The organism is Wenzhouxiangella sp. XN24, from assembly GCF_011064545.1.
In the GTDB taxonomy this organism is placed as follows: domain Bacteria; phylum Pseudomonadota; class Gammaproteobacteria; order Steroidobacterales; family XN24; genus XN24.
In genome coordinates this window covers 223972-234299 of record NZ_JAAMFG010000036.1, presented here as the reverse complement: position 1 = coordinate 234299, position 10328 = coordinate 223972, and the positions used below count along the sequence as shown (strand labels likewise).

Annotated in this window: 12 protein-coding genes; 5 read left to right on the top strand and 7 right to left on the bottom strand. The window is 67.9% G+C overall.

The genetic code is table 11. The features are described 5' to 3' along the window. Positions 1-4: 4 nt before the first annotated feature. The gene (locus G6032_RS13165) at positions 5-457 is read right to left on the bottom strand and encodes an arginine repressor (RefSeq protein WP_165282612.1); all 453 of its coding nucleotides are present in this window, start codon (positions 455-457) and stop codon (positions 5-7) included. Between the two features lie 58 nt (positions 458-515). Here G6032_RS13165 and G6032_RS13160 point away from each other — a divergent pair, with 58 nt between their 5' ends. After that, complete coding sequence (locus G6032_RS13160; protein WP_346763821.1) at positions 516-1280, top strand: alpha/beta hydrolase-fold protein; 765 nt, start codon at positions 516-518, stop codon at positions 1278-1280. Positions 1281-1356: 76 nt separating this feature from the next. Here G6032_RS13160 and G6032_RS13155 read toward each other — a convergent pair whose 3' ends face one another. The 5 genes from G6032_RS13155 to G6032_RS13135 are packed head-to-tail and all read right to left on the bottom strand — an operon-like array spanning position 1357 to position 6206. Further along, positions 1357-3288 (bottom strand): S9 family peptidase, encoded by a 1932-nt coding sequence (locus tag G6032_RS13155; RefSeq protein ID WP_206211983.1) that lies wholly within the window; start codon positions 3286-3288, stop codon positions 1357-1359. Then, positions 3285-4106: an NRDE family protein gene (locus tag G6032_RS13150; RefSeq protein WP_165282611.1), complete on the bottom strand. Its 822-nt coding sequence runs from the start codon at positions 4104-4106 to the stop codon at positions 3285-3287. The genes G6032_RS13155 and G6032_RS13150 overlap by 4 nt, the downstream gene beginning before the upstream one ends. Before the next feature lie 19 nt (positions 4107-4125). Then, positions 4126-5061, bottom strand: a complete 936-nt coding sequence (nudC, locus tag G6032_RS13145) for an NAD(+) diphosphatase (protein ID WP_165282610.1) — start codon at positions 5059-5061, stop codon at positions 4126-4128. Next, the gene (gene rraA / locus G6032_RS13140) at positions 5058-5549 is read right to left on the bottom strand and encodes a ribonuclease E activity regulator RraA (protein WP_165282609.1); all 492 of its coding nucleotides are present in this window, start codon (positions 5547-5549) and stop codon (positions 5058-5060) included. Before rraA ends, nudC begins: the two co-directional genes overlap by 4 nt. Before the next feature lie 57 nt (positions 5550-5606). After that, positions 5607-6206, bottom strand: coding sequence for a FlhC family transcriptional regulator (locus tag G6032_RS13135; RefSeq protein ID WP_165282608.1), 600 nt, complete (start codon positions 6204-6206; stop codon positions 5607-5609). A gap of 183 nt (positions 6207-6389) precedes the next feature. Between G6032_RS13135 and G6032_RS13130 the strand changes: the two genes are divergently transcribed. The 4 genes from G6032_RS13130 to G6032_RS13115 all read left to right on the top strand — a co-directional run bounded on the left by G6032_RS13130 (position 6390) and on the right by G6032_RS13115 (position 9520). Beyond that, positions 6390-6995, top strand: coding sequence for a hypothetical protein (locus G6032_RS13130; RefSeq protein ID WP_165282607.1), 606 nt, complete (start codon positions 6390-6392; stop codon positions 6993-6995). A gap of 106 nt (positions 6996-7101) precedes the next feature. Continuing rightward, positions 7102-8031 carry an ABC transporter ATP-binding protein gene (locus G6032_RS13125; RefSeq protein ID WP_165282606.1) on the top strand — a complete coding sequence of 310 codons (930 nt, stop codon included), beginning with the start codon at positions 7102-7104 and terminating at the stop codon, positions 8029-8031. A 12-nt stretch (positions 8032-8043) separates the two neighbouring features. After that, positions 8044-8817 carry an ABC transporter permease gene (locus G6032_RS13120; RefSeq protein WP_165282605.1) on the top strand — a complete coding sequence of 258 codons (774 nt, stop codon included), beginning with the start codon at positions 8044-8046 and terminating at the stop codon, positions 8815-8817. A gap of 1 nt (position 8818) precedes the next feature. Then, on the top strand, positions 8819-9520 hold the full coding sequence (locus G6032_RS13115) for an SOS response-associated peptidase (RefSeq protein WP_165282604.1): 702 nt from the start codon (positions 8819-8821) through the stop codon (positions 9518-9520). 4 nt (positions 9521-9524) lie between these two features. Here the strand turns inward: G6032_RS13115 and G6032_RS13110 are convergent, their stop codons facing one another. Beyond that, complete coding sequence (locus G6032_RS13110) at positions 9525-10328, bottom strand: general secretion pathway protein GspB (protein ID WP_165282603.1); 804 nt, start codon at positions 10326-10328, stop codon at positions 9525-9527.

The window sequence follows — 10328 nt, the reverse complement described above, 5'->3', positions numbered from 1 at the left end:
CGTGTTACCTCGGAAATATCTTGTTGAGACGGGCCAGCAACGCCTGCTGGCCACGGGCGTTTGCGGTCGCGACGAATATTGTATCGTCTCCGGAGATGGTGCCGGCGACCTCGTTCCAGCCGGCGCGGTCGACCGCGACCGCGACGCTCTGTGCAGCGCCCACCGAGGTGCGCACGACGGTGAGATGCGGTCCCGCGGTGGACCAGCCGGTGACGAAGCCCGCCAGCGGCCCGAAGCTGCTCGGTGGCCCGCCCAGGTTCTGCGGTGCGAGGTAGCGTTCCCCGACCTTCGCAACGCCGAGGTCGCGCAGGTCCCGGCTGACGCTCGACTGGGTCGCCGCGAAGCCGAGATCCGCCAGCAGGTCCACCAGTTCGGACTGCCGCGTCACGCGATGCTGTCGCAGGAGGCCGAGCACGGCTTCGCGGCGCTCGTTTTGCTGGGCGTTGACGGTAGGCATGGGTTTCCGGAGCAGGGCGGATGATTAAAGATGCGCATTATTGGAACTTCATGCGCATGTGTTGTCAAGCGCTTTCGAGCCGGGCTTCGTGCTCCCGCCGGACGCCCTGTACACTGCGCGCGTCATCGGACGGGGCCTGATTCGAATGAACCTGCTTGAAACCGTGGAACATGAAACCGGGCCGACACCCCGGGCGAGCGTCATCTGGTTGCATGGCCTGGGCGCAGACGGGAACGATTTCGCGCCGATCGTGCCGGCCCTGAGATTGCCGGGGGGACCTGAAGTGCGCTACGTGTTTCCGCACGCGCCGGTGCGTCCCGTGACGATCAACGGTGGCATGCCCATGCGGGCCTGGTACGACATCGTCGCCATCGAGCGCGGCGCCCGCGAGGACGAGGCAGGGATCCGCGACAGCGCCGCCGCCGTCGAGGCCCTCATCCGGCGCGAAGGCGAACGCGGCATCCCGGCCGAGCGCATCGTGCTGGCGGGATTCTCACAGGGCGGCGCGGTGGCGCTCCACGCGGGCCTGCGCTATCCGGAGCGGCTGGCGGGGATCATGGCCCTCTCGACCTACCTGCCGTTGCGCGCCGCCACGCTGGAGTTTCATACCGCCAACCACGAAACGCCGCTCTTCATGGCGCACGGCAGCCTCGATCCGGTGGTGCCGCCGATGCTGGGCGAGGAAAGCGCCAAACTCCTTTCGAGCCTCGGCTACGGGGTCGAGTTCAAGCAATACGTGATGCCGCATTCCGTGTGTCCCGAGGAAGTGGAAGACATTCGCGGCTGGCTGAGCCGCGTGCTCCCCGGCCCGTCGGCCCCCTAGCAGAGGGTCCAGCCTACGGCCCGACGGACACCGTCGCGACCATCGCCGGCGTGACGCCACTCGTCCGGTCACGACTTCAGTGCAGACCGGCCTTGTCGTTGTCGATCCCCAGCGGCGGCACCTCGTCGGCCGGGCTGACGCCGAGCACCCGGCAGAAAAACGCCAGTTCGGCTTCGAGTGCCGCGAGAATGTTTTCCGCGCGGCGAAAGCCGTGTCGCTCCTCGGGAAATTCCAGGTAGGCCGTGGGCAGGCCGGCAGCCTGCAATGCCGCATGCATCTGCCGGCTCTGTTCGGGCGGGACGACGCGATCTTCGCCGCCCTGGAAGAAGATCACCGGGCAGGTGATCTGGTGGGCGTGACGCAGCGGGGAGCGTTCCTCGATCAGGCGTTGCGTGGCCGGATCGTGAGGCGGCCCGACCAGCCAGTGGTCGTAGCGCGCCTCGAACTTGTGGGTCGTCTCGAACATGCCCGCGAGATCGCCGATGCCGAAGTAGCTCGCGCCCGCGCGGAATGCATCGGTGAAGGCCAGGGCGCAGAGCACCGTGTAACCCCCGGCGCTGCCGCCGCTGATGAAGGCGGCATTCGCGTCGGCGAGTCCGCGGGAAGCCAGGTAGCGGACGCCCGCCACGCAGTCCTCGACATCCGCGACGCCCCAGTTGCCGTAGAGCTTTTCCCGGTAGGCCCGGCCGAAGCCTGTGCTGCCGCGGTAGTTCACGTCGAGCACGGCGAAACCCCGCGTCGTCCAATACTGGAGCTTGGCCTCGAACGCCGTGGAGGCGGCCGCGGTCGGCCCGCCATGGCATTTCACGATCACCGGCGGCGCCGCGCCTTCCGGCCCCTCGAACATCGGGTTCATCGGCGGGTAGTAGTTCGCATAGGCTTCGCTGCCGTCGGCTGTCGGGAACGACAGCGGCTGCGGCTGGGATATCCACGCCTCGTCCAGAGGCAGTTCGCCGGAGTCGGCCACGCACCGCGGCCGCAGCGCCGGCAGGTCGAGCGCGTAGACCGCCGTGGGGCGATTCCCGGCGCCGGCCAGCACCACCGCCTCCTTGCCGTCGGTCGCGACATGCTCGATGGCGTCGAGCCGCCACGGCAGGCTCGCGGGCAGGCCGTCGCCGAACTGCCAGAGCGTCCAGCCGCCGTCGCGGCTCAGCGCGCCAATCATCCCGCCCGCGATTTCGCCCCAGGTGGACTGGCCGAACACCCACTGGGGCAGGGCGGCCTCGGCGTCCATCTCGGTGAGCCGCTCGACTTCGGCCCCTGCCCGCCAGGCATAGTGGTTCCACCAGCCGTCGGGGTCGGCGACGAAGCCGAGCCGCCCGTCGCGCAGCCATTCCGGCTGGAACACGGCGATGCGTTCGCCGCCTGCGATCTGCTGCGGTTCCCGCAGGCGGCCGTCTGCATCGATCTCCGCGCTCCAGAGTTCCGTGCCGTCCCACGGCAGGTTCGGGTGGTTCCAGGTGAGCCAGGCGAGTCGGGCACAGTCACGGTCGAGCCGCAGGGAGGCATAGAAGTCGTTGCCCGAGAGCAGCGTCGTGACACGGCCCTCGCGGTCGATGGCCACGACCGTGTTCTCGGGTTCGGCCGCGGCGGCGTGGTCCTCGCAGACGGCCAGCAGGCGCGACCGGACGGGATCCCAGGCGAGGTCGGCATAGCGGCGCTCATCGGCCGGGGTGAGCCGCTGGATCGATCCATCCCTGTCGCGGTGCCAGACCGCCTGGTCTTCGTCGTTGACGAACCAGGTGTCGGCGCCGGCGACACAGTAGCTGCCGCCGCCGTATTCGTGCACCCGGCTGCGCGCGCTGAACGGCGCCGGCGTCAGCTCGGTCCGCTTCCCTCTCAGGTCCTGCATCAGCACGGTGCGCCCACCCTCAGCCGGGCGCACTTCGAGCCAGGTGATGGCATCGCCGGCCCGGCGCGGCTGGAAGATCCGTACGCCGGCCGACGCGACTTCCGCTGCGTCGAGGGGCGATACCCAGGTGCCGAAGGGCGCGCGACGCGGCTTCAAGAGACACCGCCGGAGTGCCTGAAACGGAACTGCGATTCGCCGCAGGCGGCGCCCGTCGGATCGAAGCGGCGTTCAGTGAATTCCATGACATTCTCCTGCAGGATTTTCAAGACGGTCGAGCAGCGCGTGCCGTACCACGGACTGACGATGAAGGGCGAAGACAGCAATCGCTCACGCTCGACTCCGATACCGGTGTCCGGCAGCTCGTCGTCACACGTCGGCGTGCGGTCGGCGAGCATTTTCAGCAGGGCGCCGGTGTCTGTCTCCTGGCCGGCAGCGGCAGCGGCACCGGCACCGGCACCGGCACCGGCACGGGTTGCGGGGGCGAGCAGCCGTGCGAAGCGCTCGCGGGTGCGCTTGAGCTTCGGCCAGGGCGTATCGAGCAGGTGGTTCGACAAGCCGTAAAGGCCGGCCGACAGCCGTTCGGGCCCGCGCCCGCGATTGGAGACGTAGACCAGTTCGCCGGGGTCGCCGAGCAACAGGTTGAAGCCGGCGTACGCATTCCCCCGGCCGGCCAGTTCGGCGGCGAAAGCCATCGGGCCCTCGGACGCGTCCAGGTAGCGGGTGACGAGTTCGCCGCGGGAACGCGGGCCGCGTCCTTCCTCGATCGCCTCGCGGAAGTTGGTCACCACCGCGAAGCGGCCGCTGGCGTGCGCCGCCAGCCAGGTGCCGCCGGCGCGCAGGTCGCGCCCGCCCAGGGTACCGTTTCGCCACCAGCCGGCGGGTGCCGCCGGCCGTTCATGAAACTCGTCGCGGTTGCCGGCCAGCACGAGCGTCTCGGCGGCGCCGGGTTGCCAGCTGAAGACCAGGAGGCACAAAGGATTCAGTCCCCGGTGATCAGGCTTCGGGCCGCGGCGGCCACGAGGCGGGCTCGACCTCGCGGACGAGGCAGCGACCGGGTGCGCGATCGAACCATGTCCCGATCAGGCGGTAAGCGATCGACTCGCGCGGCGGCAACAGGACCCGGCCGGTCGCAATGTCCTCGCGGCTGAACCAGCGCGCATCTTCCAGTTCGCCGTCCCGCAGCGTGATGGCGTCCTCCCCGGGGGTCGCGCTGAAGCCGAGCATCAACGAGGCCGGGAACGGCCACGGCTGGGAACTGTGATAAACGACTTCATCGATCCGGACCCCCGTTTCTTCCAGCACCTCGCGCCGCACCGCATCCTCCAGGCTCTCGCCGGGTTCCACGAAGCCGGCGATCGTGGAGTATCGGCCGGGCGGCCAGGCCGCTTGCCGGCCGAGCAGGCAACGGTCCGCATCGCCGACCAGCACGATGATCGCCGGATCGACCCGCGGGAAGTGCTTGGCGGCGCATGTCGGGCACTGGCGCGCGTGGCCCGCCTCGATGATCCCGGTCGGCGTGCCGCAGGCGCTGCAGTGACCGTGGCGGGTGTGCCAGAGCACCATCGCGCGCCCATAGGCGAGCAGCGCCGCATCGGCCGGAGAAAGCGTGCCGGCCGCTCCGCGGAGCTCCGCGAAGGCGCCGGGCAGGGGGGGCGGCCGGTCGCCTGCCAGGCCGACCACGAAACACGGCGTCCCGTTGCGCTCGCCGAGCAGCACGCTCTCCGCGACCTCCCCCAGGTCCGCCAGCACTTCCGCGGTCAGCCAGGCCGGGACCGGCGGGCCGCCATTGTGCAACAGCACCTTGCCGCGCCATATCGCGAGGTACTGCCCCCTCGCGCGGGCCGCCTGCAGCCAGTCCGTATCCCTGCGGAGATGGCCGAGCCGCTCGAGCGGCGAGGCGGCGAAAAAATTGGCTTCCGTCGCGATCATCCGGCGCCGTGGTCGAGCGGCCTGGCCGCGACGACGATCCCGTCCTCATCCGCATAGAGATGCTCCCCCGGGCGGAACGTCACCCCCGCGAAGCTCAGGGAAACGTCGCGCTGGCCGTCACCACGCTTGTGGGTCTTCAGGGGAATCGTGCCGAGGGCGCGGACGCCGATCTCGAGCGTATCGATGGTGGCCGAGTCGCGGATCGCGCCGTTGATGACGATGCCCTTCCAGCCGTTCTTCACGGCCAGTTCCGCCAGCTGGTCGCCCAGCAGCGCGCGGCGCTGCGATCCGCCGCCGTCCACCACCAGGATCCGGCCGTCGCCCGCTTCGGACAGCGCCTCGCGCACCTTCGAGTTGTCCTCGTAGCATTTGACGGTGGCGATCGGCCCGTCGAAAGCGGGCAGCTTTCCGTAGCGCTGAAAAATCGATTCGAGCACGTGCAGGCTGGACTCGTGGGCGTCGCAAAGGTCCGCGGTGTTGTGCGCCATGTCTGCTCCGGATGCCATACCAGGCGGTTATTCTACGCTGCCCGCATCCCGGCAGGGTCAATCCGCGCCGCGTTCCGCCGCCACGCGACGGTGGCCGTCAGGACGGCGTGTGGGCACGCGGCAGGCGGGGCAGCGTCGGCCGTCGAGCGCCAGCGCATCATGGATATAGAAGCTTCTGCAGTCCGCGCAATCCAGCAGCAGCAGTTCGTCGCCGGCGGTCAGGGCGTTCAGCAGTCCCCAGGCATGCTCGAAAGTGATGGCGGAATCCGGGTTTTCGGCGCGGAAGGCTTCGTAGGCGGCGCAGAAGGATTCTCCGAAGGCCTGGCGGTCGGCCGGCGTCACGGCCGCCGTGGCGAGATCCGGGAGGATGCGTAGCAATCCCCAGGCCGCGAATACGTGGGTCAGCAGCGATGCTTCGGCCTGGACCCACGGATTGCGAACGAAGAACTCGACGCTGGACGGCGATTTGCCCCGGTGACGCTTGATTCGCTTGCCTTCGCGGTGCTTGAAGTAGGTGGCGTAAAGCTTGCGGATGCGGTCCTGGCTGAAGCCCGTGCACTCGGTGATGATGTGCGTTCTCGCCTGATGCCCGAGCAGCCGAAGTGCGAGTTCGAAGCGGGCCTGTTCGCCGGCGTAACGGTCGTCGGTGGTTCTCACGGGCGGCCTCCTTTTTCGCGGACCGACAGTCTCCATGATGAGTAAAGTATAAACAGGTGCTATATTTGGTCTAAAAATACCATATATGGCAGGCGTGTGGGTATTTTTGCTCGGAGACGGTGATTATTGGCCGCTCAACTCCACCGCTGAAGCGCTTATGCTGCTCAGGCACAGGGGGGAGAGATGACAAGGGAAGCTACTATTCTGGGTCGTGACCTGGCTGAACTGAACGAGGGATTTCTGGTGCTCATGGCTGCCGAAGTGGATGCCGGCTTCTCCAGTGAAGTGACCGCGCGCCTGCGTTCGCTCGATCACCACGCCCGCCATCGGCTGGCCGCAGTACCGTTCGCGCTCTTCGGTTTCGGTTTCCAGGACGAAGCGACCTGGGCGCGCCTGCTGTCTCCAGGCGTTCGTGACCTCGATCCGGGTTACGTGTCGCGCGAGCCCGGCGCCGAGCGCTTCACCCTGCTGGCCCTCACGGCCCTGCGTGCCTTTGCCCGCGCGCACCCGCAAAGCGTCTCGGCGTGGATCGGCCTGCCGGCACGCACCCGCTCGCGCCTGGCCGGCGTGGAGATCGGTCAACTCGCCACGGTGGCCGCCCTCGCGACACCTCGGCTGAAAGGCCGGCTCGCGGGACGCGATGTGCTGTGGAAGCGCCTGATCGATGCCGCCCGCCATGGGGACGAGCGCCTGCTGGCCATGCTCGCGGCGCTCGGCAAGCAGTGGACGATCCGCCGTTGCCTCGGCATCGAGAACCCGACGGCGGCGCCCCGCGGATTCCGGCGCTGACGGCGGATCCCATCGCGCCTCGCCCAAGGTTGCTAGAATAGCGGTTTAGGTCGGACTCTCCGGTCGCGTGTTCCGCGCGCCATGCCGCCCGATGACCAGGCACACGATGAAAGCCCTCGAACTCAAGCAACTCGCGAAGACCTATCCGAACGGCGTACAGGCCCTGAAAGGCATCGACCTGAGCGTCGAGCAGGGGGATTTCTTCGCCCTGCTCGGTCCGAACGGCGCCGGCAAGAGCACCACCATCGGCATCATTACCTCCCTCGTCACGAAGACCGGCGGGCAGGCGACGGTCTTCGGTCATGATATCGACCGCGATTTTTCGGCCGCCAAGGCGTGCATCGGGCTGGTGCCGCAGGAACTGAACCTCAACCAGTTCGAGAAGGTCGAGAGCATCGTCGCGACCCAGGGCGGCTATTACGGCATGCCGCGCCGCGTGGCCCTCGAGCGCACGGAGAAATACCTGCGCGAACTGCAGCTGTGGGATCGTCGCCATGACATCGCGCGTTCGCTGTCCGGGGGCATGAAACGGCGCCTGATGATCGCACGCGCCCTCGTCCACGAGCCGCAGCTGCTGATTCTCGACGAGCCGACGGCCGGCGTGGATATCGAGATCCGCCGTTCCATGTGGGACTACCTGCGCAAGGTCAACGGCGAGGGCGTCACGATCATCCTCACGACCCATTACCTGGAAGAAGCCGAGAACCTCTGCCGCAATGTCGCCATCATCGACCAGGGACGCATCATCGAGAACGACCGCATGAGCCGCGTACTGCGCAAGCTGCAGGTCGAGACTTTTGTCCTGACGCTGGAGACGGAGCTTGCTGCGGCGCCGGAGCTCGACGGATATGCGGCACGACTCCGCGATGCCAACACGCTGGAGGTCGACGTGGCCGCCGGGCAGGACATCAACACGCTGTTTGCCGAACTCAGCGCGGCCGGGCTCCGGATCGCCTCGATGCGTAACAAGACCAATCGCCTCGAGGAACTGTTCATGCGCCTGGTGGACCAGAAGACCGACGGCCGGGCGGCCTGAGGTGACCCGGCGATGAAATTCCGCGAACAGTGGTACGCGCTCTCGACGCTGATCATCAAGGAGTACAACCGCATCGTGCGGATCTGGGTCCAGACCATCGTCCCGCCCGCGATCACGATGACGCTGTATTTCATCATCTTCGGCAGCCTGATCGGGCGGCGCATCGGCCAGATGGACGGCTTCAACTACATGGAGTTCATCGCCCCCGGCCTGATCATGCTGGCGGTGATCACACACTCCTACGGCAACGTCGTCAGCAGTTTCTTCGGCGCGAAGTTCGGCCGCCACATCGAGGAGATGCTCGTCTCGCCGATGCCGAACTCCCTGATCCTGATAGGCCACGTGGCGGGCGGCGTGATCCGCGGCCTGATGGTCGGCGCCATCGTCACCATCGTCGCGCTGTTTTTCACGCGCCTGCAGGTGCAGCATCCGTGGGTGGTGCTTTCGACCGTCGTATTGACGTCCATCGTGTTCTCGCTGGGCGGTTTCATCAACGCCGTGTTCGCCAAGAAGTTCGACGACATCAGCATCGTCCCGACTTTCGTGCTCACGCCGTTGACCTACCTTGGCGGCGTGTTCTATTCGATCTCCCTGTTGCCCGAGTTCTGGCAGGGGGTGTCGCGAGCCAACCCGATCCTCTACATGGTCAACGCCTTTCGCTACGGTGTGCTCGGCACGTCCGACATCCCGATCGGCACCGCCTACGGCATCATCTTCGTCGCCATCGCCCTCTTGTACGGTTTTTCGCTGTACCTGTTGAACAGGGGCACGGGCACCCGCGAGTGACATGTGCGGCCGCTACGCATTCTTCACGCCGACCCAGGCCGTAGCCCGCCTGTTCGGTGCCGTCGAGTCCACGGCGGGTGACTTCGCACCACGCTATAACATCGCCCCCACGCAACGGGTGCCCATCGTGCGCTGGTCCGCGCCGGAGGAAGGCGACACGTCGGCGTCGCCGCTACGGATGTTGTCGACGGCCCGCTGGGGCCTCGTACCCTTCTGGGCGAAGGATCCGGCCATCGGCAACCGCATGATCAATGCCCGCGGCGAGACCGTCAGCGACAAGCCGGCCTTTCGTGCGGCGTTCCGCCGGCGCCGTTGCCTGGTGCCCGCCGACGGCTTTTTCGAATGGCGGAAAAGCGGCTCCGGAAAGCAGCCGTGGTTCATCCGCGCAGCGGACGAACAGCCGCTGGCCCTCGCCGGGCTGTGGGAGACGTGGTCGCCGGACGGGGGCGAACCCTTGCACACCTGCACGATCATCACGACCGCCGCGAATGGCTTCATGCGGCCGCTGCACGACCGGATGCCGGTGATCCTGGATGCCGCGGGCCGCGAGACCTGGCTCGACCGTGCGGCGTCTTCGGACGTGCTGCAGGCCGTGCTCGCGCCCGCGCCGGACGACGCACTGGAGGCCTGGCCCGTGAGCCGGCGCGTGAACCGTCCCGCGAATGACGACGCGGCGTTGCTCGAGCCGGTCCCCCCGGAATAGCCGGTCAGTCCCGGGGCATGAAGAAACGCTGGCCCTGGTGTTCCATGACCACGCCGTCGGTCACGATGCGCTCGACGACGGGGCCTTCCTGCGTTTTCTGCCCCTCGTTGTAACGACGCATGTTGATGAACACGAATCGCTCATCGGCCACGGCGCTGTAGACGTGGATGTCGATATGCATATTGGGGACCGCCAGTTCCCCGCGCACGACGAGATCGGCGAAACGCGGCAGCCGGGCGTCCTCGCCGGCCTGGCGGTCCGTGCCTGGCGAAGTCCTCGCCGGGCCTGACGCGGTCGAGCCGGAGCCGGACGTCTCGGTCGTGTCCGGTCCGCGGGCCACCGAGCCGGACTGCGGAGTCGACGACGCTTCCGGGCGGCGGGGCTCCGCGGAAGCGGCGCTGCTGCGCGGGGCGGTCTCGGTCGTCAGTGAGCGCACCTCGTTGCGGGGTGGCCGTGTCGGCAGCGTTACCGGGGCGCTGCGCAGCGTCGACTCGCCCGCCGGCGGCAGTGAGTTCGCGCCGACAGGTGAAACCGTGCGCGGCCCGGTCGATGCCGTGGGAGCGGCACGCGTGACACCTTGGGCGGGAGCCGCCGGCGGATCCGCGACCACGGGTCCCGCCTCGTCGCCGTCGAAAAGAAAAACCGCCGCGATGACCACGAGGTTGAGCAGCAGCAGGCCGCCGAGCAGCAGCGTCCAGGGACCCGGCCTTCGGGGGGACGTGCTTTCCGGCACGATCGCGAGCCCGGGCCCGCCTTCGCGCTGCCGCTGGTGCTCCGATTTCCGCAGTGCATCGAGGATCAGCGACAT